Source organism: Streptomyces sp. cf386, assembly GCF_900103585.1.
GTDB lineage: Bacteria > Actinomycetota > Actinomycetes > Streptomycetales > Streptomycetaceae > Streptomyces.
Genome location: NZ_FNHV01000015.1, coordinates 114,187 through 137,052, shown reverse-complemented (window position 1 = coordinate 137,052; position 22,866 = coordinate 114,187). Strand labels below are relative to the sequence as shown.

General features: G+C 70.0%; 23 protein-coding genes and 2 pseudogenes. 16 read left to right on the top strand and 9 right to left on the bottom strand.

The features are described from left to right. Positions 1-127: 127 nt before the first annotated feature. The gene (locus tag BLU79_RS33225) at positions 128-574 is read right to left on the bottom strand and encodes a peptidoglycan-binding domain-containing protein (protein WP_093909687.1); all 447 of its coding nucleotides are present in this window, start codon (positions 572-574) and stop codon (positions 128-130) included. A gap of 388 nt (positions 575-962) precedes the next feature. Between BLU79_RS33225 and BLU79_RS33220 the strand changes: the two genes are divergently transcribed. Together BLU79_RS33220 and BLU79_RS33215 are read left to right on the top strand one after the other, a co-directional pair. Further along, on the top strand, positions 963-1,703 hold the full coding sequence (locus BLU79_RS33220; RefSeq protein WP_371131989.1) for a peptidoglycan-binding protein: 741 nt from the start codon (positions 963-965) through the stop codon (positions 1,701-1,703). After that, a complete protein-coding gene (locus BLU79_RS33215; RefSeq protein ID WP_093909685.1) occupies positions 1,700-2,602 on the top strand; it encodes a helix-turn-helix domain-containing protein in 903 nt (300 codons plus the stop codon). Before BLU79_RS33220 ends, BLU79_RS33215 begins: the two co-directional genes overlap by 4 nt. Before the next feature lie 91 nt (positions 2,603-2,693). Here BLU79_RS33215 and BLU79_RS49365 read toward each other — a convergent pair. The 4 genes and pseudogenes from BLU79_RS49365 to BLU79_RS33195 form a co-directional block, all read right to left on the bottom strand. Then, positions 2,694-2,958, bottom strand: a pseudogene (locus BLU79_RS49365) (DUF6233 domain-containing protein); the annotation flags it as partial. A gap of 165 nt (positions 2,959-3,123) precedes the next feature. Next, positions 3,124-3,270: pseudogene (locus BLU79_RS50110) on the bottom strand (hypothetical protein); the annotation flags it as partial. A gap of 208 nt (positions 3,271-3,478) precedes the next feature. Next, on the bottom strand, positions 3,479-4,549 hold the full coding sequence (locus BLU79_RS49360) for a hypothetical protein (protein ID WP_256333551.1): 1,071 nt from the start codon (positions 4,547-4,549) through the stop codon (positions 3,479-3,481). A gap of 444 nt (positions 4,550-4,993) precedes the next feature. Continuing rightward, positions 4,994-5,386, bottom strand: a complete 393-nt coding sequence (locus BLU79_RS33195; RefSeq protein WP_256333550.1) for an ester cyclase — start codon at positions 5,384-5,386, stop codon at positions 4,994-4,996. 124 nt (positions 5,387-5,510) lie between these two features. On the opposite strand from BLU79_RS33195, the gene BLU79_RS33190 reads away from it, so the two are divergent. Next, positions 5,511-6,089 carry a PadR family transcriptional regulator gene (locus BLU79_RS33190; RefSeq protein WP_093909683.1) on the top strand — a complete coding sequence of 193 codons (579 nt, stop codon included), beginning with the start codon at positions 5,511-5,513 and terminating at the stop codon, positions 6,087-6,089. A gap of 20 nt (positions 6,090-6,109) precedes the next feature. Next, positions 6,110-7,093, top strand: a complete 984-nt coding sequence (locus BLU79_RS33185; protein WP_093909682.1) for an NADPH:quinone reductase — start codon at positions 6,110-6,112, stop codon at positions 7,091-7,093. Positions 7,094-7,320: 227 nt separating this feature from the next. Here the strand turns inward: BLU79_RS33185 and BLU79_RS50105 are convergent, their stop codons facing one another. After that, entirely contained in the window at positions 7,321-7,815 is a 495-nt protein-coding gene (locus tag BLU79_RS50105) for a MarR family transcriptional regulator (RefSeq protein ID WP_371131993.1), read from the bottom strand. Here BLU79_RS50105 and BLU79_RS33180 point away from each other — a divergent pair. Both BLU79_RS33180 and BLU79_RS33175 read left to right on the top strand, forming a co-directional pair. After that, a complete protein-coding gene (locus BLU79_RS33180; protein ID WP_093909681.1) occupies positions 7,711-8,448 on the top strand; it encodes a class I SAM-dependent methyltransferase in 738 nt (245 codons plus the stop codon). The two genes, BLU79_RS50105 and BLU79_RS33180, sit on opposite strands and share 105 nt — an antisense overlap. Beyond that, positions 8,445-9,086: an ATP-binding cassette domain-containing protein gene (locus tag BLU79_RS33175; protein WP_093909680.1), complete on the top strand. Its 642-nt coding sequence runs from the start codon at positions 8,445-8,447 to the stop codon at positions 9,084-9,086. Before BLU79_RS33180 ends, BLU79_RS33175 begins: the two co-directional genes overlap by 4 nt. Before the next feature lie 131 nt (positions 9,087-9,217). Here the strand turns inward: BLU79_RS33175 and BLU79_RS33170 are convergent, their stop codons facing one another. Beyond that, positions 9,218-11,785, bottom strand: a complete 2,568-nt coding sequence (locus BLU79_RS33170) for an AMP-binding protein (protein ID WP_218137806.1) — start codon at positions 11,783-11,785, stop codon at positions 9,218-9,220. Between the two features lie 257 nt (positions 11,786-12,042). Here BLU79_RS33170 and BLU79_RS33165 point away from each other — a divergent pair, with 257 nt between their 5' ends. From BLU79_RS33165 to BLU79_RS33145, 5 genes are all read left to right on the top strand, one after another. Continuing rightward, positions 12,043-13,089 carry an iron ABC transporter substrate-binding protein gene (locus tag BLU79_RS33165; RefSeq protein WP_093909679.1) on the top strand — a complete coding sequence of 349 codons (1,047 nt, stop codon included), beginning with the start codon at positions 12,043-12,045 and terminating at the stop codon, positions 13,087-13,089. A 6-nt stretch (positions 13,090-13,095) separates the two neighbouring features. Next, the gene (locus BLU79_RS33160; protein ID WP_371131988.1) at positions 13,096-14,706 is read left to right on the top strand and encodes an ABC transporter permease; all 1,611 of its coding nucleotides are present in this window, start codon (positions 13,096-13,098) and stop codon (positions 14,704-14,706) included. After that, positions 14,703-15,746 (top strand): ABC transporter ATP-binding protein, encoded by a 1,044-nt coding sequence (locus BLU79_RS33155; protein ID WP_093909677.1) that lies wholly within the window; start codon positions 14,703-14,705, stop codon positions 15,744-15,746. Before BLU79_RS33160 ends, BLU79_RS33155 begins: the two co-directional genes overlap by 4 nt. A 345-nt stretch (positions 15,747-16,091) precedes the next feature. Beyond that, positions 16,092-17,051, top strand: coding sequence for a chromate transporter (locus BLU79_RS33150; protein WP_256333549.1), 960 nt, complete (start codon positions 16,092-16,094; stop codon positions 17,049-17,051). A 757-nt stretch (positions 17,052-17,808) separates the two neighbouring features. Further along, positions 17,809-18,270, top strand: coding sequence for a hypothetical protein (locus BLU79_RS33145; RefSeq protein WP_093909676.1), 462 nt, complete (start codon positions 17,809-17,811; stop codon positions 18,268-18,270). Positions 18,271-18,285: 15 nt separating this feature from the next. On the opposite strand, the gene BLU79_RS33140 is transcribed toward BLU79_RS33145, so the two are convergent. Beyond that, on the bottom strand, positions 18,286-19,260 hold the full coding sequence (locus tag BLU79_RS33140) for a helix-turn-helix transcriptional regulator (RefSeq protein WP_093909675.1): 975 nt from the start codon (positions 19,258-19,260) through the stop codon (positions 18,286-18,288). Between the two features lie 137 nt (positions 19,261-19,397). Here BLU79_RS33140 and BLU79_RS33135 point away from each other — a divergent pair, with 137 nt between their 5' ends. Together BLU79_RS33135 and BLU79_RS33130 are read left to right on the top strand one after the other, a co-directional pair. Beyond that, positions 19,398-19,793: a RidA family protein gene (locus tag BLU79_RS33135; RefSeq protein WP_093909674.1), complete on the top strand. Its 396-nt coding sequence runs from the start codon at positions 19,398-19,400 to the stop codon at positions 19,791-19,793. Positions 19,794-20,070: 277 nt separating this feature from the next. Then, a complete protein-coding gene (locus BLU79_RS33130; protein ID WP_093909673.1) occupies positions 20,071-20,619 on the top strand; it encodes a DUF1062 domain-containing protein in 549 nt (182 codons plus the stop codon). 63 nt (positions 20,620-20,682) lie between these two features. Here BLU79_RS33130 and BLU79_RS33125 read toward each other — a convergent pair whose 3' ends face one another. After that, entirely contained in the window at positions 20,683-21,183 is a 501-nt protein-coding gene (locus BLU79_RS33125; protein WP_093909672.1) for a PaaI family thioesterase, read from the bottom strand. Positions 21,184-21,275: 92 nt separating this feature from the next. On the opposite strand from BLU79_RS33125, the gene BLU79_RS33120 reads away from it, so the two are divergent. The 3 genes from BLU79_RS33120 to BLU79_RS49350 all read left to right on the top strand — a co-directional run bounded on the left by BLU79_RS33120 (position 21,276) and on the right by BLU79_RS49350 (position 22,722). Next, positions 21,276-21,743, top strand: coding sequence for a winged helix-turn-helix transcriptional regulator (locus tag BLU79_RS33120; RefSeq protein ID WP_093909671.1), 468 nt, complete (start codon positions 21,276-21,278; stop codon positions 21,741-21,743). Positions 21,744-22,099: 356 nt separating this feature from the next. Beyond that, positions 22,100-22,321 (top strand): SCO4225 family membrane protein, encoded by a 222-nt coding sequence (locus BLU79_RS49355; RefSeq protein WP_256333548.1) that lies wholly within the window; start codon positions 22,100-22,102, stop codon positions 22,319-22,321. Between the two features lie 35 nt (positions 22,322-22,356). Next, positions 22,357-22,722, top strand: a complete 366-nt coding sequence (locus BLU79_RS49350; RefSeq protein WP_256333547.1) for an SCO4225 family membrane protein — start codon at positions 22,357-22,359, stop codon at positions 22,720-22,722. Positions 22,723-22,866: the final 144 nt, after the last annotated feature.

The window sequence follows — 22,866 nt, the reverse complement described above, 5'->3', positions numbered from 1 at the left end:
TGGCGAAGGACGGGACCCCGCCAGGCGGTTTCGTCCGGATCACCGGGCGGACCGGAGGGACGCACGCGGCCCGTCCCTTCCTGCATGAGGGGACGGGCCGCGGTGGGTTCGTGGGACGGCTGGTCCGTCAGAGCCTGTTGGCCCACGTCTTGAACGCCGACCTGGTCCCGGCGCCGGCGATGCCGTCGATCGCGCCGTTGTAGTCGCCGTTGGCCTTCAGCAGGCGCTGCAGCGCCTTGATCGTGTTGGGGCCGACGATGCCGTCGATGTCGTCGTTGTAGTCCCAGTACTTCGCCAGGCAGCGCTGGAACGCCTTCCAGCTGTTGGTGCCGAGGTACCCGTCGATCGCGTCGTTGTAGTCCCAGTGCGTCGCCAGCCAGCGCTGGACGTTCCTGGCCTCCGCCCGGGTCAGCCCCAGGTTCTCCACCGCGAGCGGCGCGACGACCTCGTCGCTCGCCGCCTGCTGCTGGGCCGGCGCGGGAGCCGCCATGGCCGTGCCCGCGGTGGCCAGGCCGCCGGCGGCGATCCCGACGGCGGTGGTGACACTGACGAGTGCCTTGGTGAGAGCTCGCATGCTGTTCCCCTCCGTTGACGTGCGTTGGTCGGAGCCGACCGCACCGGCCGGCTCCGCAACGAGACTGCGGGTTCGGCGCGGTGTTCAGCCACAGCTGACGCGGAAGTGACCTCATCCCGGGACGTCCCGTGCACTGACCTGCGGAGATGTCGCCCGCGAGTCCCTGCGGCGGGACTGCGCCGGGACTGCGGTGAGAGGGAATGGCTGATTCCGCGCCAGGGCTGGGTCGCACCAGGGCGGCGTGCCCGCTCTGTGATCCCCGTGACAGCTGATGCAGAATGAGACCGGGACACGGGGGCCGGACCAGCGGCCCTGGCGCGAGCGGGGGAACATGTCGCGTTGGAAAGAGCTGCCTGCTGAACTGCATCCACACGTTCACCAGTTGATCGTGCGATTGCGCAAACTGAAGGACCGCAGCGAACTGAGCACCCGTCAACTGGCCGCGAAGACCGGGTACAGCGCGAAGTCGTGGCAGCGATATCTGAACGGCAGGTCTCTGCCGCCCCGGGAGGCCGTCGAGGCGATGGCCCGCGTCGGCGGTGACGATCCGTCCCGGCTGCTGGTGATGCACGAGATCGCCGCCCAACGCTGGGCGGAGGGACGGGTGGTCACCACCGACGCCCCCGAGAACCTCTCCACGACACCGGCACACCCCCCGACGGAGCAGCAGCCGTACGGGCGTCACCTGCGCGCCGCGGTCACGGCGGGAGCCGTGGTCACGGTGCTGTCCGTCTCCGCGGCGCTCCTGCTGGCCGTGCGGCTCACCGAGGCCCGTGCCCAGCTCGCGCACGACCGCGGCGATGCTGTCGCGACGGCCCCGGCCACCGTGTCGGAGTCCCTGGTGCCGGTCATCTACACCTGCCGGCTTGAGCAGCGTGACGGCCGCTGGTCCGCGGGCCTGAGCCGGACCACGGACATCCTCCTGTCCAACACCCAAGTGGGGCTCGAAGTGGCCGAGGCGCAGTGCCTGCTGCGCCGGGCGGGCACCGCGCCGGGGGAGATCGACGGCGTCTTCGGCCCGAAGACGCGGCGGGCGGTCGAGCTCATGCAGAAGCGGAACGGGCTGATCGTGAACGGAGTCATCGACCCGCCCACCTGGCAGGCCCTGCGGGAGGCGGATCCGAAGTGACCGCGGAACACACCCGGCTGTTCGCGGCGCTGCGGGAGCTGCGGGCCGGTGCGGGGCTGAGCCTGGCGGCGCTGGCGGAGCGGACGGCGTACAGCAAGTCCTCGTGGGAGCGTTACCTCAACGGCAAGAGCTTGCCTCCTCGCCAGGCCGTACAGGAACTGTGCCGGCTCGCGAACGAACCGGACGGGCGGCTGCTGGCCCTGTGGGAGATCTCCGAGTCGCACTGGAGCGGACGCGCGGTGGCCCCCGCGCCCGCCCCTCCCACGGACGAGTCGCCGCGGCCAGATCCCCAGGAGACGCCGTCGCCCGCCGGAGCCGGGCGGCGGCACCTGCGCGGGGGCAGGCTCGGGGGCAGGCTCCTGGTGGTGCTGGCGTCGGCGTACACCGTGATCGTCGGTGGTGTTGCGGCCCTGCTGTTCTTCCTTCTGCCGGACTCGCAGGCTCAGGAGGACGAACCGCTGCCGGCCTCCGTCCCGTTCTCCCTCGCTCCCCAATGCCATGGAGCCGCCTGCGAGGGCCGGGACCCGATGCGCCTGATCTGCGGCATCGGCCCCGACACCCTCGCCTCGTACCGCACTGCCACCGGCGCCCACGTCGAGCTGCGCTACAACAAGAAGTGCGGCGCGAGCTGGGCCCGGATCTGGGGTACCGAGATCGGCGACTGGGTGGACGTCACGGCAGGCGGCCCGACCCACGGCGTGCGCATCAGGAACAAGGACGACGCGGCAACCTTCATCTATACCGAGATGACCGAAGTCCGTCCCGGCAGCACCGTCCGGGCCTGCTTCCGGCCCGCGTCGGCCGACGGCGAACGGGAGTGCTTCGAGGCCCGCGTGGGCGGGGCCGCCACCACGACCCGGCCGCCCTCACCACCAGTAGCGTCAGGCCCTCGCGAGTAGCGTCCGGCCCTCGGGCGCGTCCATGCCGAAGTCGGGAATTCTCAGTGGGAGGTAGGCGGGTGGGGCGCCGTCGGTGGTGGTCGAAGCCAGCCTCGAACCCCCGCAAGAGGGGATCCAACTCCTGGGCCGCGCCGCACAGAGAGCACAGCCGGGTGCCCGGAAGTTCTGCGGCGCCCAGCGCCTTGTCCAGGCTGAGCGCCGACGCCCCGGCGGGTGCTTCCGCGCAGTCGACGGTGGATGACGCCCCGGCTGGGACCTCGGCCGCAGTCCAGCTTCTGCAGGACCCAGCCCGACGGCCGACGCGGCCCAAGGATCCGCTCCTGCGGGGGAGGCGGCGGCAGGCGGGTCGTGGGGACGGGTCGTGGGAAGTGCCCGCAGTCACGGGACAGCGCCTCCTGCATGAGGCGTTCGCGTGGCGGCTGACGCCCCGATGACGGCGGTGCGCCCCTGCTCTTCATGTCACGTATCTCCGCTCCAGCACTGTGGGCCGGGACGGAGGGTGCACGGGTGGTGACGATATGATTGCATGCTGGCCCGGAATCGAGTTGGATGCGACCGAGTGACATGAGGGCGGGCAGCGCCGCGAGGAAACGGCCGAGTGCGGCTGGTGGCAGGGCCCAGCGTTCGTCGCTGATGGCGCTGCCGGCCTTCGGGCCGACGCGGACCATGCCGGCTTGGCAGGTTCGGTGGCCAGTGCAGTGAGGCGGTATTCGACTCCCGTGTGGGGAGGGGAGCCGGGTCCTGTTCGCCGGTGAGCAGGCGGCAATGTCGAGGCCGATCTGGTCGGTGATCACGCTGACGCCGAAGGGGCTGGCGTCCGCCTCGCCCGCCGGGACCGCGAGCGTGCGCAGTGACGTTTGGGCGGCAAATTGAGCGTCAACATTTTGCACGTACCGCCCACTCTGCACGTAATGCACATCGACTCCGTGTCCGATTTATGGAGCACAGGGCTCTGACCTGCCATTTCCTTCCACGTGTATTTGGTTCACAGATTTCCGGTAGCAGCGGTGAACCGTTGAGCGGATTCAGGCGTTTCACGTGGCTCTCGGCCCACGCGATCCATGCCTCGGCTTCGTCCCTGTCCGGCCCGGGCGGCAGACCCTCTGCATGAAGTCGCAGTGCGCCGATGTGCTCGACGAGGCTAGCTGCGCGCCTCCACGCCGCGTGCTGTGCCTCGAGGTGGCGGACGCGGTATGCCTCTGCGTATTCGGTCGTGGCCTGTCGCTTCGCGGCTTCCCACCGCAGGCGCTTCTGCTGAGCTTCCTCCAGGTCAGCCAGACGCTTGTGTTCGGCTGCCTGTCCGCGGAGACCGACCTCCTGCACGATCTCGGCGAGTTGGTCTTCGAGAGGGCGTGCGGCCACGTCGGCCCACTCGCTGGCCCGGTGCGGCAGCCCACCGCTGACACAGATTCTCAAGCGGTCAGCGGGGGAGTAGTCGTAGCGAGGGATCCTGACCCAGGAGTGCTTCTCGGTGTCGGTGAGTTCCTTCTGTGTGGGGGCGTGCTCGACCCGGTCCTGTTCCTGTAGGAGGAGGAATTCGCATGTCTGGCCCTGTGACGTGATCGTGAAGTGAGGTGGGCCGCTTCGCCGGCGATGCGGTAGCGGTGCTGCATTCGCTTTGCCGATTGCGACGGTGTGCCCCGCCCTCTGAGTTGCAGTGAGCAGGGCATGGATGAGACGGAAAGCCCTGTTCTGCACGGACTTGGTCAGCCCCATGGGATGAGGGAGACCCTGCAGCGCTTTGACGACTGGATGCGGCTGCACGAGTCGTGCCGGTACCGGAATGGGTGTCAGCGTGGCCAAGCGCCAGGCGGGTGTGTCGACGAGCCGGATTTCATGGCCGTCACGGCACCAGCTTCCGTGCAGCTCTTTGGTTCGGCCTCGTACCACCGCCATGGATTCCTGGTTCTCCGACAGAGTGCCCCTGGAGACGCTGTCGTCGCTCATCCAGGACGCCGATCCGCGCCGTGACTTGGTGGCCTGGCAGGCGTGGGCGGAACCCCGACCTCCCGAAAGGTCTCATGTTCCGTTTCGGAACGGCCCCGGTGTTCCGTTACCGCCTTGGTGTTCCGAAACGGAATGAGCCTCGATGGGATGACGCGGACAAGTTTGTCCTTTGCCAGCGAAGTTAGTCGGGCCGAAGTCGCTGACCTGCGCGGACTAACTTCGCTGTCAACGCAGTCGCGTGACGCTTCCTTCGGCCCGGCCCCCCTGGCCGCCTGCGCCGACTGGGTTGGATGGCAAGGAACGTCATGTGGAAGACCAACCTCTTGCAGTGAACCCGCGTCGGCCGCCCGCGCCCCGGTGTGAGCCTTCCCCCTCTGCCGCGGCGACGTACCTCCCGGCAGCGGTAGTTCCGCGCGATAGCAGGCTCACGCGGCACAACGAGGTTCACGGCGCCGGTACGGCACCGATCTGCTGCATCACCCCGAGGAGGTCGGGCTGGCCGCGTTCGCCGACAATCCGGCCGTCGGCCAGGTAGTAGAAGTTCATGGCCTGCACCGAGATCTTGTTGCCGCTCGCCGGGATCCCGAAGAATTCACCGTCGTGGGTTCCCCGCATGGTGAACCGCGCGGCGACCGTGTCGCCTTCGGTGACCGTCTCCTCCAGCGTCCACTGGACGTCCGGGAAGGCGCTGCGCATCATCCCAAGGACTTCCATGTACCCATCGGGCCCCCGCAGTGGTTCCGGGTGACTCGGCGCGTGGAACACCGCGTCCGGAGAAATGACCTCGCGAGCGAGACCCTCGTCGCCCGTGTTGATGAACTCCACGAAGCGGTTCATCACTGACTCGCTGGACAGTGGCGGCATCTTGCTGTGCCTCTCCCAAGACGGTGGGTGGATACCGGGCAGCTTACATCGAATCGATGTCCACATCGATTCGATGTTCGCGTGCGAAGATGGACTCATGCTGGAACTCGCGATACTCGGCTTCCTGGCCGAGGGACCCCTGCCTGGACACGAGCTGCGCCGCCGCGTCTCACAGCTGACCGGCTACACGCGGCCGGTCAGTGACGGCAGCCTGTATCCGGCGATCAATCGTCTGACCAGGGCGGGCTTGATCGAGCGGCGCGCAGACCCGGCCGCGGGGGCGGCCCGGTACGTGCTCAGCCTGACCGCGGCCGGCCGGGCCGACATGCTCCAGCGCCTACGCAAGCCCGCCGACCACGAGATCACCGACTTCACCCGGTTCTACATCGTCCTGGCATTCCTCTCCCACCTGCCCGACGTGGCCGAACAGCACGCGGTGCTGCGCAGACGGCTGGAGTTCCTGGAAGAACCGGCGAGCTTCTTCTACGACAACGAGCGGCCCCTGCGTGCCGAGGAGATCGCCGACCCCTACCGGCGCGGCATGCTGCTCACCGCCCGCGCCACCAGCCGCGCCGAACGGACCTGGCTGCGCGAGACCCTCGGCGAGAAACCGCCCGCATTCCACACCACACGCACCGAGAGCGAACCACATGCGCCCGCTGCTCCCGCGAACTGACCGCCCACGGAGGAACCTCGATGCTTGCTTCCTGGTACGACGACCAGGGTCCCGCCGCCGATGTCCTGCACGTCGGCGAACTCCCTGATCCCCTCCCCGGTCCCGGCGAGGTCCGCGTCCGCGTCCGCGTCTCGGGCGTCAACCCCGGCGACACCAAGAAGCGGCGGGGCTGGCTCGGCTCGTCCATGCCCTTCCCGCGGGTGATCCCGCACAGCGACGGCGCCGGAGTCATCGACGCCGTGGGCGCCGGAGTCGACGCCCGCCGCGTCGGACAACGGGTCTGGGTGTACGGCGCCCAGTCCTACCGCCCCATCGGCACCGCCGCCCAGTACACCGTCGTACCGGACCACCAAGCCGCACCCCTGCCCGGCCACCTGAGTGACGAGCTGGGCGCGAGCCTCGGCATCCCCGGCATCACCGCCCACCGCACCGTCTTCACCGACGGCCCGGTCGACGGCCGACTGGTCCTGGTTCACGGAGTCCTTGGCGGCGTCGGCTCCCTGGCCGCCCAGCTCGCCCACTGGGCCGGCGCGACCGTGATTGCCACCGTCCGCCGAACCGCCGACCTCGACCACGTCGACCCGGCCGTCGTCTCCCACGCCGTCGCCCTGGACACCGGCGACCCCGCCGCGGCCATCCGCTCGTACGCGCCGCGGGGCGTCGACCGGATCATCGAGGTCGCGCTGTCCGACAACGCCGACCTCGACAACGCCATCGCCGCCAACGAGGCCGTCGTCGCCGCCTACGCCACACGCGCGGACCGTACCGAGATCCCTTTCTGGCCCCTGCTGTTCAACAACGTCACCCTGCGGCTGCTCGGCAGCGACGACTTCCCTGCCGAGGCCAAGCGCCAGGCCGCCCGAGACCTCACCTCCGCAGCCGCCGTCGGCGCCCTCACCGTCGACGTCCGCGACCGCTACCCGCTGGACGAAATCGCCAAGGCCCACGACCACGTCGACACCGGCGGTGTCCACGGTCGCATCCTGGTCACCCTCCCCCAGTAGCGCAGACTCGGAACACCGGCCCATCACCAGCAACCCCCGTCTCATTGACGGCTGCTGGATCGCTCACCCCATACGACTAGGTTCACTGTCAAAGAAGCCGAAACGACTGGGTTCGTTGTCAAACGACTCGATTGGATGTGTGGGATCTCAGCTCGAGCGGCACCCCCCTGCTGCCGGTAACCTGCGGCCTTTTGGTTTGTCTCACCGCGGCCACGGCTTTCTCTGTCTCAGGGGCGATGCCTTTTCCTCGCAGTGATCCAGCGCTTCGAACCTGGGTGGCGCCACGCCAGTGCAATGCTCCTGGCCGGCACGGATCGACTCCGTCGCAACGGACTCGACCCAGGCTGGCGACCATCGCGGGCCCCGCTTCGATCGACAACACCGCAGAGCGGCTCACCCTCGATGCGCGGGCTGCAGGTCACGCGTGTGTGGTGGGGTCGATGTCCTTGAGGCGTTCGATGGCGAGGTTCAGTGTGTAGGCGAAAGTTTCGAGCTGTTCTCCGGACAGGTCCCCGAACAGCAGAGCGGCCAGTTCGTCGCGCCCCCCCGCGTAGGCCGGAGGTGAACTCCCGGCCCTTGCGGGTGAGGGAGACCAAGGTCGCGCGCCGGTCGGTGGGATGCGCATCCCGGGCGACGAGGCCCTCCTCCTGAAGCGCGTCCAGGAGACCGGTGATGTTGCGGGGCGTGACGGCGCGCGATGCGGCCAAGGCGCGCTGCGTAATCGGGCCGTCGTGGAACAGGCCCCACAGCACTCCGGCGCGCGCGAGGGTCAAGCCGCGCTCGGCCATATCGACGAGCACCGTACGAGGCTGCTGGCCGGGCTGAGCGGTGAGGTACTCGAAGTCGGCGCGGGTAACGGCCTGAACTTTCCGTACTACCCGGCCGAGGTCACCCGGCTGATCGCTGTCGAGCCCGAACCGCGCCTGCGCTCGGCGGCGTCGGCTTTGCCCTCGCGCAGTGCACGCGTGGACGTCGTCGACGGGCACGCCGGGCAACTCCCCGCTCCTGACGGCTCGGTGGATGCTGTGGTGATGTCCATGCTGCTGTGCTCGGTCGCAGATCCGGATGCCGCGCTCGCCGAAGCACGCCGCGTTCTGCGGCCGGGTGGTCAGCTGCGCTTCTTCGAGCACGTACGTGCCGACTCACGCGCGATGCGGCGGGTTCAGCGTCTCGTGGACGCCACCGTGTGGCCCTTGCTCTGCGGTGGCTGCCACACGGGACGCGACACCGCCGCGGCCATCACCAGGGCCGGGTTCACCATCACCGAACTGGACCGGTTCGCCTTCCCCGCGACCAAGATCCCCCTACCTGCCGCCACGCATATCCTCGGCTCGGCCCGGCGGGCGGCGTCGTGACCGCGAGCGCCGGACGGGTCGAAGTCCGGGGGCTGGTCAAGACGTTCGGCCGGGTGCGGGCGGTGGACGAGCTCGGCTTCACCGTCGAGGCGGGCTCCGTCACGGGCTTCCTTGGCCCGAACGGTGCTGGAAAGACCACCACGTTGCGCATGGTGCTCGGCCTGGTCACTCCGGACGCCGGGCAGGCGACGATCGGTGGTGTGCCCTATTCGGAGCTGCCCGCTCCCGGCCGGGTGGTCGGGGCGGCACTGGAGGCCACCGGGTTCCCCCCCGCCCGCAGCGGCCGCGATCACCTCAAGATCCTGTGCACGGTGGGAGGCTTCGCGCGGCGGAGGGCCGACGACGTTCTCGAGGCTGTCGGGCTCGCCGAGGCGGCGCGGCGCCGCGCGGGCGGTTACTCGCTCGGTATGCGTCAGCGCTTTGCCCTCGCGGCGGCGTTGCCCGGTGATCCAGGAGTGCTGATCCTGGACGAGCCGGCCAACGGCCTTGATCCGGAAGGGATCGCCTGGCTGCGGCAGTTCCTGCGAGGGCTGGCTGCCGACGGGCGCACCGTCCGGGTCTCCAGCCGCATCCTGTCCGAGATGCAGCAGCTGGTGGACCGCGTCGTCATCATCAATCGAGGGGCGGCTTGTGCATAGTGCTGCCGCCGGAAAAGCCGCCAGCAGCACGCCTCCGCGAGAGCGTCACCAACGTCGAGCCCTCATACACCTAGCGACACCGCATCATGACTGGCACCGCGTATGCTGCACGACGCGTCGGAGGGTCGCGGTCACAGCCACCGGACCGTCCGCGTTGCCCGGGTCACGACCGCCGCGTAGCCGACGCCGACCAGGAGAGAGGCGAACAGGGCGGTGAGAGGGAAGTCCTCCTGGAGATAGGGGTAGACCTGGTAGTGCGTCAGGTAGATGTAGAGGGAACTGCTTGCCAGGACGCCGGCGAGCGTGTTGAGCGGGCCGAGGCTGGGCAGGGTTGGTATCCAGATCAGTAGCCCCAATCCGACGAGCACGATGGTCGTGCGCAGGGGCTGGTCCTGGAACAGGCCGGGCAAGGTGAGCAGCAACATCGCTGTCAGCAGCGCCCGCTGCCGCACGGTGCAGGCCCGCGCGGCCGCCCACCCGAGTGCGAACAGCCAGAAGACGACTGTGGGGCTCAGTTGGGGGCGGGTGGATGCCAGGCCCAGTAGGTCGTAGCGGCCCACCAGGCCGACGATCATGAGCACCAGCGGCACGCCGAAGGCGAACCGCCGTTCCAGCCGATCCAGCAGCGGTACGGCCATGAGGGCGGCGAGGACGACGAGGAAGTAGACCAGGGCCTCCACGAACCAGTAGGCCCAGTCGAAGCGGTCGTTGCCCTGGTCGAGCACGCTGTTGAGCAGTACGGCGTTGGCCGGGTCGTAGAAGTCGGTCAGGAGCACCGCGCCGGTGATCCACACCATGCTCGGTACCGCGATGCGGGCGGTGCTGCGCCACATGTGCCGGACACGTTCGCGGCGTGCGGCGTAGGTCAGTTGGAAGCGGGCGAAGTTGTAGCCGGCGACGCAGATGAGGATGTGGGCGAAGCCCTTGATCTCGAAGACCTGGACGTGCGAGCCGACGATGAGGACGATCCCGACGGCGCGCAGGGCGATGCCGGTCTCCAGAGTGCGGCGGGTCCGCCAGGACTGAGGGTTGGACCAGGCGTGTAGTGCTCTGCGGAGTCCCGAGGTCGGCCGGGCGGGCCGCGGCTCCGGCCCGCCCTTCACTACCGTCCCTTCCGCCGCGGGCGCCGCCATGGCTTGCAGCTCGCGGATCGTCCTCGTATGCCAGTCGGTGGGCAGGTGGCCCAGGGCCTCCTCCAGGCGCAGGGACATCTCGACGTAGCACAGTGAGTCACCGCCCAGGCTGACGAAGCTGCTGTCCTCGCTGACGTCGCCGTGGTCGAGGATCTCCGCGTAGAGACGGCGGAGGTCCTGACCCGGGCCGGGTGGCCCTTCCTCCGGTGGGCGCGTCAGTCTTCGTACGGCCTCGTAGTTGGGCTTGCCCGTGGCCAGGCGGGGGAGTCGGTCGAGAGCGCGGACCCGTATGGCACGGGACGGCAGCCCACACTCCTCCGCGACCAGCCGCCGGATCCGTGCCTGCTCACCGGCGCTTCCGAGCGCGGCCACCGCGAGCGCTTCGCCGTCCCCCGCGCAGTACGCCGTGACCCCGTGCTCCGCCAGCAGGGACTCGACGCGCTGCGGGTCGATCCGCAGTCCGAGGATCTTCGCGAAGCGGCTGCGGCGGCCCACGATCTCATAGAGCCCGTCGGAGGCGCGCCGGGCGAGGTCCCCGGTGTGCAGTTCCTGCACGGTCCGGCCGAGGGCGAGGTCGGCCGGGCTCTCGGCGTAACCGAGCATCACGTTCGGCCCCGAGTAGACCAGTTCACCCACGTCCGGGCTGTGGCCGTCGGCCGGCTGCAGCCGGAAGGAGCCGCCGGGTATCGGCACACCGACGGCCTCGGGGCGTTCGGCGGCGAGTTGCGGCGGGAGGTAGGCCATGCGGGCCGTGGCCTCGGTCTGGCCGTACATCACGAACAGCTCCCAGCCCGAGCGGCGCCCCAACTCGGCGTACCGGGCGACGCGTTCCGGCGCCAGTCGGCCCCCGGCCTGGGTGACGCGGCGCAGCTGTGGCAGTTCCATCCGCTCGAAGCCGACCCGGTCGAGCAGGTCGAAGGTGTACGGCACTCCCGCCAGTGACGTGCCGCGCCCGGCGCGGAACTCCTCCCAGAAGGCCGCCTCGGACACCGACCGCTCGGTGAGGATCAGGCCGGCGCCGCGCAGCAGGTGACTGTGGATGACGGACAGGCCATAGCAGTAGTGCATGGGCAGCGTGGTGGCCGCGCGGTCGGTTTCGTCGATGCCGAGATAGGTGGCGATGGACTCGGCGTTGGCTTGGAGGTTCTCGTGCGAGAGCCGTACCAGTTTGGGCGAGCCGGTCGAGCCGGAGGTGCTCAGCAGCAGGGCGAGGTCCGGGTGGAGGGTGTGGGCGCTCTCGGGGTGCCGTTCGTCGAGGGCCCATGTCCCGTCGGCGTGCGGGCGGGCCACGACGTCGGGGGCGTACGCCTCGGTCAGCGAGCGGATCGTGCTCTCGCTGTCGCCGGGGACGAGCAGGACGGGGTGACCGGCGGACAGGGCGGCCAAGTATGTGACGAGCGCGTCGGCGCGGTTGCCCCCGGCCAGTAGCACCAGCCGCCGTACGGGCCCGAGGCGCTCGGCGGTGGCGGTGACCCGGTCGGCCAGCCGACGATAGGACAGCTCTTCGTCCGGCGTGATGAGCGCGACGCGGTCGCCGTACGCCGCGAGTCCGCGCGTGAACGGCACGGTTTTCGGCCACGGTGCTGAGGGTGAGTGGGGGACGGCAGGTGCCGGGAGGGATCCGGAGAGGTGGATCACGGGGCGCGCCCTTTCCGCGGCAACGTCCGCTGTTAGCACATGACCCTTGACGATTAGGTAAGCTTTACCTTATTCATAGCATGGTCATAATCAAGCCACAGCAAAGCCACAGGATCGCTTCGTCCCTCGCTCTCCAACGACGTGACCGGCGGCGTAAAGGCGAGCCCTGCAGGAAGGCACACACCATGCGACGCCCCTCGGTTCGCCGGATGACCGCGCTGGTCGCGGCCGCTCTGCTGCTCCCCGCCCTCGCGGCGTGCGGCTCCGACGACAAGGACGCCGAGGGCGAGGGCGGCGGCTCCTCCCTCGTCATTTACTCCGGCCGCAACGAGAAGCTGGTCAAGCCGCTCCTGGACAAGCTGGAGAAGGCCGTCGGCACCAAGGTCGAGGTGCGTTACGGCGAAAGTGCCGAACTGGCCGCGCAGATCCTGGAGGAGGGCGACCGCACCAAGGCAGGGCTGTTCTTCTCCCAGGACGCCGGCGCGCTGGGCGCCCTGTCCCGGGAGGGCGTGCTGCAGAAGCTGCCCACGGCCACCCTCGACAAGGTCGACGCGGCGTACCGCGGCTCCGAGGGTGACTGGGTGGGTCTCTCAGGGCGCGTCCGCGTGATCGCCTACAACCCGGACAAGGTCACCGAGGCCGAGGTGCCGGACAGCGTCTTCGACGTGGTCGAGCCGGAGTGGAAGGGCAAGGTCGGCTTCGCGCCCACCAACGCCTCCTTCCAGGCTTTCGTCACCGGCATGCGGGTCCTCAAGGGCGACGACGTCACCCGCAAGTGGCTGGAGGACCTGAAGGCGAACGGCGCCAAGACGTACGCCCACAACCTCGCCACCCTGGACGCCGTCGAGGCCGGCGAGGTCGAACTGGGCCTGGTCAACCACTACTACTGGTACGAGCGGGTCGCCGAGAAGGGCGAGGACAAGGTCAACTCCAAGCTGCACTTCCTGCCCGGCAAGGACCCCGGCGCGCTGATCAACGTCGCCGGCGCGGGCATCCTCAAGGAGAGCGGGCAGAGCGCGACCGCCCAGAAGGCCGTGGACTACCTGCTGTCGAAGGAGGCGCAGACCTACTTCGCCGACACCACGAAGGAGTACCCGCTGGCCGCGGGCGTCACCACCACCGTGGAGGGCCTGCCTCCGTTCGACTCGCTCGAGTCCCCTGACATCGACCTCGGCAAGCTGGAGTCCCTCCAGGAGACACTGGCCATGCTCCAGGACGTCGGACTGGTCTGACCCACCGTGCCCACACCGCCGACCACTTCGCGCCCGACCGGAGCCCCTGCCCCGGCCGGGCGCGAGGGCGTACCCGCCCGCGCGGTGCCGCGTTCGCTCAGGGCGCCGGGTAGCACCAGGCCGCCCCTGGTCCTGCTCGTCCCCGCCTGCGTCGCGGCCCTCTTCGCCCTGCTGCCCCTCGGTTACCTCGCCGTCCGCGCCCTGGAACGCGGCCCGGCCTTCGCCTGGGACGTCGTCGCCGACGAGCGGACGCTGGACCTGCTCGGCCGCAGTCTCGGCCTGACCGCCGTGGTCGTGGCGGCATGTCTGGTGCTGGGTGTTTCGCTGGCCTGGCTGACCGTGCGCACCGCACTGCCCGGAGCCCGCGCCTGGTCGGTGCTGGCCACGCTGCCGCTGGCCGTGCCGAGTTATGTGGCCGCGTTCGCCTGGCTGTCGGCCGAGCCGGACCTCGCCGGGTTCGGGGGCGCCGCACTCGCCCTGACCCTGGTCAGCTTCCCGTACGTCCATCTGCCCGTCGCCGCCGCACTGCGGGGCATCGACCCGGCGCAGGAGGAGGCGGCACGCTCCCTCGGGCACGGGCCGCTGCGAACCTTCGTCCGCGTCACGCTCCCCCAGCTGCGACCGGCGGCCGCGGGCGGTGCACTGCTCGTCGCGCTGTACGTGCTCTCCGACTTCGGCGCGGTGTCACTGATGCGGTACGACACCTTCACGCGGGCCATCCACACCTCCTACCGGGCGTCCTTCGACCGAACCCCGGCCGCCGCCCTCAGCGTCGTCCTGGTCGTCATGACGATCGCGCTCGTCGCCGCCGAAGCCCGCACCCGGGGCCGGGCCGGGCACGCCAGGACCGGAACGGGCACCGCCCGCCCGGCCGTTCCAGTCGCCCTCGGCCGGTGGCGGCTGCCCGCTCTGCTGTGGTGCGGGGCGGTGACGGCCGTCGCCGTCGCCTTCCCGCTGGGCGCCCTCGGCTACTGGCTGACCGTCGGCAGCTCGGCCACCTGGGACCTGGGCACGCTCGCGGACACCGCCTGGGCCACCTTCGGGGTCGCGGCGGCGGGCGCCGGCCTCACCACGGCCCTCGCACTGCCGGTCGGGGTGATCGCCGCCCGGCACAAGGGCCGCGGAGCACGGCTGCTGGAGCAGGCGGCGTACGCCGGCCACGCGCTGCCCGGCATCACGGTCGCCCTCGCGCTGGTCTTCTTCGCCGTGCGCTACGCCTACCCGCTGTACCAGCAACTCCCGCTGCTGGTCGGCGCGTACGCTGTCCTCTTCCTGCCGGTCGCGGTGGCCGCCACCCGCGCGGCCGTGCTCCAGGCACCGCCCGTCCTGGAGGACGTCGCCCGCTCGCTCGGCCGCCGGCCGTGGCAGGTGCTGCGCGAGGTCACCGTGCCGCTGGCCGCGCCCGGCGTGGCCGCCGGGGCCGCGCTGACCTTCGTGGTCTGCATGAAGGAACTCCCCGCGACCCTCCTGCTGCGCCCCACCGGCATGGACACCCTCGCCACCCGGCTGTGGACCGAGACCGGCGCCGGATCCTTCGCGGCCGCCGCTCCCTACGCCGCCGCACTGATCCTGCTGGCCGCGGTCCCCTCGTACCTCCTAGGCAGGCACCGGACATGAACGAACTGCACATCGCAGGGCTCACCAAGTCCTACGGCGCCGGAGAGTCGGTCCTGCGCGGCCTCGAACTTGCCGTCCCCGCAGGCGCGTTGGCGGCGGTCCTCGGCCCTTCCGGCTGCGGCAAGACCACCATGCTGCGAGTCGTCGCCGGGTTCCTGCGGGCCGACGCGGGCACCGTCCGCCTCGGCGACCGGCTCCTGAGCGGGTCCGGCGTCCACCTCCCCCCGGAGCGGCGCCGTATCGGCATCGTGCCCCAGGAAGGCGCCCTCTTCCCGCACCTGAGTGTGGCCCGCAACGTCGCCTTCGGACTGACCGGCGTCGACCGGGCCGAACGGCGGCGCATCACCGAGGAGATGCTCGAACTCGTCGGTCTCGCCGGCTATGGCGACCGCATGCCGCACGAGCTGTCCGGCGGCCAGCAGCAGCGCGTCGCCCTGGCCCGCGCGCTCGCCCCGCGACCCGGGCTCGTGCTGCTCGACGAGCCGTTCAACGCCCTCGACAGCGCGCTGCGGGCGGGGGTGCGGGCGGACGTACGGGCCGCGCTGCGAGCGACCGGCGCCACGGCCGTCCTCGTCACCCACGACCAGCAGGAGGCCCTGTCCACCGCCGACCTCGTCGCCGTCGTACGAGACGGCCGAGTCGCCCAGTGCGCCACCCCGCAGGACCTCTACCGGCACCCCGCCGACCCCTGGATCGCCGACTTCGTCGGTGACGCCGTGCTACTCCCCGGCACCGTCGAAGGCGACCGCACGGCCCTGACCGCCCTGGGCGCCGTACCCCTCGCCGCTCCGCCCGAAGGGCTCCGCGCCGGCACGGTCCTGCTGCGCCCGGAACAACTCCTGCTGACCGACACGGACTCCGAGGGCTCGGTCAGGGGCACGGTGACCGACGTCTCGTACTACGGCCACGACGCCATGGTCACCGTGGCCGTCCACGGCCATGACACGCCGGTCGGCATCCGGGTCGCGGGCCCCCTGTCCGTCCACCCGGGGGAGGAGACGGGAATCCGCGTCGTGGGCGAGGCCGCCCTCCACCCGTAGCCACGGTCCACTACAGCTTTCGCCCCGCCCGAGTTCGAGCCCGAAGGCCGCCTCGGCAGGCGTTTCACCCCGACTCAGGGCACGCAGAGGGCACCTGGCTCCACAAGCGCCGGTTTGTGCGGGCCGGGCGCCATCGCCACCGCTGCCCGCGTGCACGCCGGGTTCGAACCCGCTGCCCGTGAGGTGCAGCACGAGGAACATGGCGATCAGCGCTGTCGTGACCGTGCCGGTGGCTCTGTACGCGAGTACGGGCTCTGTATCCGGAAAGCGAGCCAGAACCGGCAACTCATGAGCAAAGCCGGTGCCGGACACCTCCATCCAGCACGGAGCGTCAGGAGCGGAGCCGTGGCCGGGCCGCGCCGGTGGCCGGGGCGGCTGTTGGTCGGGCTCGCGGTGGCGTCCTTCGCGGCATTGGCCTTGTTCCAGGTCCCCTTCCCGGTGGTGATCGTTGCAGCCGGAGTGGCCGGATGGCTGATCGCCCGCTGGGCGCCCGGCGTATTCAAGCCCGCCGCGCACGGCTCCGGCGGCGACGGTCCGGCCCCGCTGATCCCTGACGACGCGTTGCACCACGAGCGTCCGAGCCGCCGCCGTACCTCGCGGATCCTGTTGGTCGGCCTGCTGCTGTGGGCCGTCCCAGTGGCCGCGTTCGTCGTCCTTACCGGCACGGGGAGTGTCTTCACCACCCAGGGCGTGTTCTTCTCCGGCACGGCCCTGGTCACCTTCGGTGGCGCCTATGCCGTCCTCGCCTACGTTGCTCAGCAGGCTGTGCAGACGTACGGCTGGCTGAGCGCGGGGGAGATGGTGCGCGGTCTCGCACTGGCCGAGACCACCCCGGGGCCGCTGATCATGGTGGTGCAGTTCGTCGCGTTTCTCGGCGCCTACCGCGACCCGGGTGCCCTCAATCCCTGGGCGGCCGCTCTGCTCGGGGCGCTGCTGACCACCTGGGTCACCTTCGTGCCGTGCTTCCTGTTCATCTTTCTCGGCGCCCCCTACATCGAGCGCCTGCGCGGCAACAAGCACGTCTCCGCCGCGCTGAGCGGCATCACCGCGGCCGTCGTCGGCGTCATCGCCAACCTGGCGCTCTACTTCGCCGAGCACACCCTTTTCACCACGGTGGACGACCACACCTTCGGCCCACTGCACCTCGCCGTGCCGGACCTTGCGTCCTTCCGTCCCGTCGCCCTCGGGATCGCGCTCGTCGCCGTCGTGCTGATCTTCCGGGTGCGCTGGAGTGTTCTGCGCACGCTGGGCGTGTGCGCCGGCCTCGGCCTGGTAGCTGCGTTTGCCGGGCTGACCGGAAGCTGATCCGTGTCCGTGTCCGGGGAGCAGAGTCCTGTCCTCGTCCTGCAGGGGGTGACCGTACGGCGCTCCTCCGCGCTGTTGCTCGACGACGTGACCTGCCGGATACCTGCCGGTGCGTGAACTGCAGGTCGGACGCCCCGGCTTGGACGAAGGCTCGGCGGCCGGACTGCTCGGATGCCTGGGGCTGCATGGCCACCGCGCCTCCGAGCGCCGCCGCCACGCGATGCACCCCTTCGGTCACGATCAGCAGATAGACCGCGGCGAAGACCACGATCGCCAACCACGCCGTGACGCTCATGACCGAACCGGCCATGCCTCAGGGCCGGCGCGGACGGGCCGTGGCGGGCGGTGGAGGGAAGCAGCTGAGGTCGTCATCGGCGCGGACTCCGTTCGTGCCGCAACGGCAAGCGCGCAGGCCCGGTGAGAGGCACGGCGAATCAGGCTGAGCGTCCTGATCAAGCCACGGGCGGTGCTCTTCACCTCACCATCACGCGCCCCGGCATCCTCGCGCATCGGGGTGGACACCCATCTCGGTCGCCGGTGCCGGCTCCCGTCCATCGCGGGCCGAGGCGGCGTGGACTGGCTGATTTGCATATTTCCTGGAGAGCCGTTGACCCCACCCTGACGAGTAGCTCCGGAACCGGACGCCAGGCCCGGAGCGGGGCCAGTGGGACAATCCCTGCTCAGTTTCATGTGCCGTGGCAACCGGGAGGTCCTGTTCCCGTTGGCCGGCAGGGGAGCACGGGAAGGAAGCATCAGAGTGATCCGATGGGTGTCCCTCGGCGCCGGAGCCAGGCCTGTCCCGCCGCCCGCGCCGACAGCGCTGGTATGGGCCGGGGCTTTCGGCGGTGCGCTGGTCCTCGTGGCGCTCCTGAACACCGTGGTGGGCCCGGGCCGTCCTTCATTCGCCCTGACCGCGCTGTCCCTGCTGGCTGTCCTGCTCGGCCTGTGCGCACGCTTCAGCGCGGCTCCCGGCACAGCCGTACTCTGCTGGCTGTTCCTCAACGGTTTCGCCATCCCACCCGCAGGCACGCTCACTTGGGCCGGCTCCCGTGACCCGTTCTGGCTCGCCTGCCTGCTCACGGCTGCCCTCGTGGGTACGGTGCTGGCCCGCGTCGCCCATGCACGTGCCGCCTACCGACGTATCAGCACGGGGATCTCGGCCACCACAGCAGAACCGGGTGCACCCACGTCATTCCGAAATGATCCGCCGGCCAAATGAGTTGGCTTCTCCCGCTCAGGATGAGTCTCCGTAGCGGGCGGCCATCGCGGCGGCGCGGTCGCGTAGGCAGGTGCGCAACGACTGCGGGGCCAGGGCTTCCGCGTCCATGTTGAGCTGCCACAGCGCCCATTCGGCGTGTCGGGAGTCTTGGAAGGTCACCTCCAGTCGCAGCCAGCCGTCGGCGTCGGGTTCTTCCGCGCGGACTGCCAGCGCGGTGTCCAGCAGGTCCTCCCGTCGGGTCGGGTTCACCCGTACCAGCACGGTGATGTGGTCGCCGCCGGAGAGGAACTGCGCGGAGCGTTCCCGCCAGATCCGGTCCAGGTCGACGCGGTTCGGCCGCTGTGCCGGTTCGGGGAGTTCCTCGGCGGCCAACACCCGCGACAGCCGGTAGGTGCGGTCCGCGCCGGACCTCGTGGCCAGCAAGTAGCCCCGGTCGCGCACGGTGACCAGGCCGATCGGGTCCACCGTGCGCCACTGTGCTGTCCGGCCCGTGGCCGCGTAGTGGATGCGCAGCTTGTGTCCGGCGAGCACCGCGCGTCTGACCTCGATCATGGTGGTGTCGGGCACCTCGTCCATGACCAGCCGGCGCGAGAGCAGGTCGGTGTCCGGGTCGACGAGAAATCGCTGGGCCGCGTCGCTCGCGGAGGCCCGGTGGCTTTCGGGCAGCGCGTCGACCACCTTCCGCATGGCCGAAGCGAGCGCCGAGCCGAGGCCGAAGACCTGCTCGCCGCGCCCCGATCCGGCGGTCAGCAGGGCGAGGGCCTCGTCGTGGTTCAGTCCGGTGAGCTCGGTCTGGAAACCGGGCAACAGCGCGAACCCGCCGTGCCTGCCGCGTTCGGCGTAGACCGGGACACCGGCCGCGGACAACGCCTCGATGTCGCGCAGCACCGTGCGGGTGGATACCTCCAGCTCGCGGGCCAGCGTGTCCGCTGTCAGCCGACCGCGCTGTCGCAGCAGTAGCACCAGGGAGACCAAGCGGTCGGCGCGCATTCGAGAACTTTATCGAAATACGTGACTAAGGGTGTCGTGATTTGTTGGCAGGCTCGTTGACGAGGCGTCACATGCTGCCGGTTACCGAGCAGATGGACGTACGGACGCCCTGTGAATCGAATGGAGCTGACGTGGCAGTGGAACGAACGGCGGTCAACCCGGTGACGTGGTCGGCGGAGATGGGATTCAACCAGGGTGAGGTCGTCTCCGGGCACACACGGACTCTGTACATCTCGGGGCAGACCGCGATGAGCGGTGACGGCAAGCCCCGGCATGACGGTGACATGGCGGCGCAGTTGACGCTGAGTATCGACAACCTGGAGGCCGTGCTGGGCGCGGCCGCCATGGCTCTCGCGAACCTCGTCCGGCTCAACGTCTACACGACCGACGTCGATCTGCTGTTCCAGCACTACGGCGTGCTGGCGGCGCGGTTGGGCGCCGCAGGGGTGGCGCCGACCACCACGATGCTCGGAGTGACGCGACTGGCGATCCCCGGCCAGATGGTCGAGCTCGAGGGCACCGCCGTCGCGTGATGCGACCTCACCGCCCCTGCTGCTCATGCCGGTTGAACCGGTATGAGCAGCAGGCAGGTGGGTGATCGTCCGTGCCCAGAGGCGTTCGAAAACCATCCGAAAACCAGTGGAGAAGCTCCGCTGTGCGCCACTACCGTGCTGCCGAACCGAGTCGTCTGGCGAAGGACGTGCCGTTGTACACCCTGTGAGACCTCCCAAGCGCTGATCTGTCGCGCGTCGCGCATGTGCGCCGCGCTTCTTTTTGCTGCGGACTTCTCACTGAAACCGGTGTACTTCTGTGCTCAAAATCTGGGTGGTCGCGCCCACCTGCCTGCCGCTCGTTCTGCGCCGTTGCCACACATGCGCGTCCGAGCGCTTCCGGGCAAACGGCAAGTTTCGCGTCAACGCGAACCACAAGCTCATCGATGCCTGGCTCCTCGTGCTCTGTACCGGCTGCGGGGAAACGGCAAAGCTCACGGTCCTGGAGCGGATGAATGTGCGCTCCGTAAGGCCCGAGCTGCTGGACCGGATGCATGCCAACGACCCCGGCCTGGCAGCCGAGTTGCTCCAGGATCCGGTCGTGCGGCGCCGTAATCGCATCGCCCTCGACTGGGGCGACGCCTGGCGCCTCGACACCGGTGGATCGGATCACCCGGACGGCGACGTGATCGACGTCTCGGTCCGCTTCGCGGCGCGGATCCCTGTCCGGCCGGTGCGACTGATCGCCGAAGGGTGCGGTCTTTCGCGGGCGGAGGTCGAGAGGCTGATCGTGGCGGGGAAGATCGTTTCGGCGGCCCGGCTGAGCGGCAAGCTCTCCGGGGATTTCACCTTCATGCTCAAGCGCTGAGTCCTCCCCGGGACCAGGGCCTGTCCGGGCAAGATCCGCCGGGCAGGCCCTACACGCCCGCCCTCACACCGCCGAGGCCGGCACCGGAAACAGCATGCAGCTGCTCGTGGCATGGGCCAGCAGGCGCTCTTCCGCGTCGATCAGCCTGGCCTCGGCGAGGGCGGTCTGTCGGCCTCGGCTGACGATCGTGCCGATGGCCCGGACCCTGCCCGTGTCGGCGGTGATCCGCTTCAGGAACTTCACGGTCAGGTCGAGCGAGGTGTATCCCATGCCAGGCGGGAGGGTGGACTGCACGGCACATCCCGCCGCCGAGTCGAGCAGGGTGGCGTAGACGCCGCCGTGCACGCTGCCGATCGGGTTGTAGTGCTCCTCGCCCGGTGTCATCGAGAACACCACCCTGCCCTCGTCCACCTCGTCGAGGGCGAAGTCGAGGGTGGCAGTGATGGGCGGCCCGGGCAGGTGCCCCGCCTGCATCTCGCGCAGGAAGTCCAGGCCGGAGGAACGACCCACTGCGGTGGCGGTGATCGAGGGGTCGTCCCACTCGTAGGTGCGTGTCCGGCCCATGGCTTGGCATCCTCCCTGCTGACTTCGTTGATTGAAGCTAGCCCTGCGTTCCGCTGGCTGTCAAAGATGAAGCCAGTGCCTAGCATGGAGGGATGGAGTGGCTTGAGGTCAGCACGGAGAACTGCCCCGTCCAGCGGACCCTCGATCTGGTCGGGGAGAAGTGGACGCTGCTGATCCTGCGCGATGCCGCGGGCGGAGTACGCCGGTTCGACGACTTCCGGCGCCACATCGGCCTGTCGGAGGCGGTCCTCAGTGATCGGCTCCGGAAGCTGACCGCGGTCGGCATCCTCACCACCGTTCCCTACCGGGAGCCGGGCAGCCGCTCCCGCAACGAGTACCGGATGACCCGCAAGGGCTGGGACCTGTGGCCCGTGCTCGTCGCTCTGCGTCAGTGGGGCGACATGTACACCCCGGACCCCGAAGGCCCGGTCCTGGACATGCGCCACGTCGAGTGCGGAGCACCGGTCCGTGTCGTCGTCGCATGCTCCGAGGAACATGCCGCCCTGACCCCCAAGGACGTCTCCGCCCGGCCGGGCCCCGGCGCACGCCGTCGGGTGTGAGGCTCCCCGCGCAGGGTGGGGGGAGTGGGGTTGCGCGGCGGAAGCGGTCCGGGATTCCGTGGCGGCCGCGAGGTGATCGGGCGCCACGGGACAGCACGGCGGAAGTGCCGGCGTGGGTGGAAGTCCCCGCGGAGATGAGCACCCGTACTCATGCCTGATCGCGCGTCCCGGTCCACCTTGGAGAACACAACCCACGGACCGACCCGAAGGACCCGCGATGCCGAACGCCTCCCGCCCGCGCCGCCTCCCGCGGCTGCGCCGGCTGCTCGCGCTCGCCGCGGACAACTGGCCCGCCCGGGGCTATCTCGCGGTCTTCGCCGCCTCCGTACCGGTCGCGTTGGTGGTTCCCGGACAGCGTGTACGCCACCACCCCTCTGCTGCTCACGGAACCTCTCTCCCTCCTGGGCATGGTCCTCCCCGTCGGTCCCGGCATCGTCGAGGACAGTGGCGGGCCGGCCGTGGTGGTCGCCTCCGGCGTCGCGGGTGTCTGGCTCCTCGCGTGCGCCCTCGTGAACGCCGCCGCGGTCGGCGCGCTCGCCCACCACGTCCGCGACCTCCGTGCCACCCGGCACGCGTGAACCCCCACACCACTCCGAAGAGACAAGGAACGGACATGGCGCGATCCGCACGCCCCCGACTGCACAGGGTCCGGGCCCTGTTGGCGCCCGCCGTGGACAACTGGCTCGCACGCGGCTATCTCGCGGTGGTCGCGGCGTCGCTGGGGTTCTTCCTGTGGGCCGTGTACCTGTCGCCGGACCCGGGGTTCGCCGGGATCTGGCCGCTCATGGCCACGGCACCGCTCAGCATGCTCGTCAGCATCCCCTTGATGGCGGTGGCCCCCGCGTGGGACTCCTCGCTCGACTGGCTGAGCCCGTTGCTCTTCTCCGCCGGCACGACCCTGTGCGGGCTGGTCAACGCCGTACTGCTGGGCCTGCTCGCCCACCGGCTCACGGCACGGGAGCCGCACCCGGCGGCCTGACAGGCACTTCCGGTATACGACGAGGGGCTCGGCGCCGGAGTGCGGCGAGGCCCTGTGGGGGCGTTCGCGGCACCTCCCGGATCGCGTGCATCGTGCCTCAACTCCCCTTCCACGTATGCTCCGTTGCTTTTCCACGTAGGCATC

Bases quoted from the DNA above. Each gene is read 5' to 3' on its own strand.
- BLU79_RS33190 (WP_093909683.1), top strand. From the start codon at position 5,511: ATGCTGGAACTCGCGATACTCGGCTTCCTGGCCGAGGGACCCCTGCCT.
- BLU79_RS33125 (WP_093909672.1), bottom strand. From the start codon at position 21,183: ATGGGCCGGACACGCACCTACGAGTGGGACGACCCCTCGATCACCGCC.
- BLU79_RS33120 (WP_093909671.1), top strand. From the start codon at position 21,276: ATGGAGTGGCTTGAGGTCAGCACGGAGAACTGCCCCGTCCAGCGGACC.
- BLU79_RS49360 (WP_256333551.1), bottom strand. From the start codon at position 4,549: ATGAGCGACGACAGCGTCTCCAGGGGCACTCTGTCGGAGAACCAGGAA.
- BLU79_RS33140 (WP_093909675.1), bottom strand. From the start codon at position 19,260: ATGCGCGCCGACCGCTTGGTCTCCCTGGTGCTACTGCTGCGACAGCGC.
- BLU79_RS33185 (WP_093909682.1), top strand. From the start codon at position 6,110: ATGCTTGCTTCCTGGTACGACGACCAGGGTCCCGCCGCCGATGTCCTG.
- BLU79_RS33180 (WP_093909681.1), top strand. From the start codon at position 7,711: ATGCGCATCCCGGGCGACGAGGCCCTCCTCCTGAAGCGCGTCCAGGAG.
- BLU79_RS33225 (WP_093909687.1), bottom strand. From the start codon at position 574: ATGCGAGCTCTCACCAAGGCACTCGTCAGTGTCACCACCGCCGTCGGG.
- BLU79_RS49350 (WP_256333547.1), top strand. From the start codon at position 22,357: ATGGCGCGATCCGCACGCCCCCGACTGCACAGGGTCCGGGCCCTGTTG.
- BLU79_RS33155 (WP_093909677.1), top strand. From the start codon at position 14,703: ATGAACGAACTGCACATCGCAGGGCTCACCAAGTCCTACGGCGCCGGA.
- BLU79_RS33195 (WP_256333550.1), bottom strand. From the start codon at position 5,386: ATGAACCGCTTCGTGGAGTTCATCAACACGGGCGACGAGGGTCTCGCT.
- BLU79_RS33165 (WP_093909679.1), top strand. From the start codon at position 12,043: ATGCGACGCCCCTCGGTTCGCCGGATGACCGCGCTGGTCGCGGCCGCT.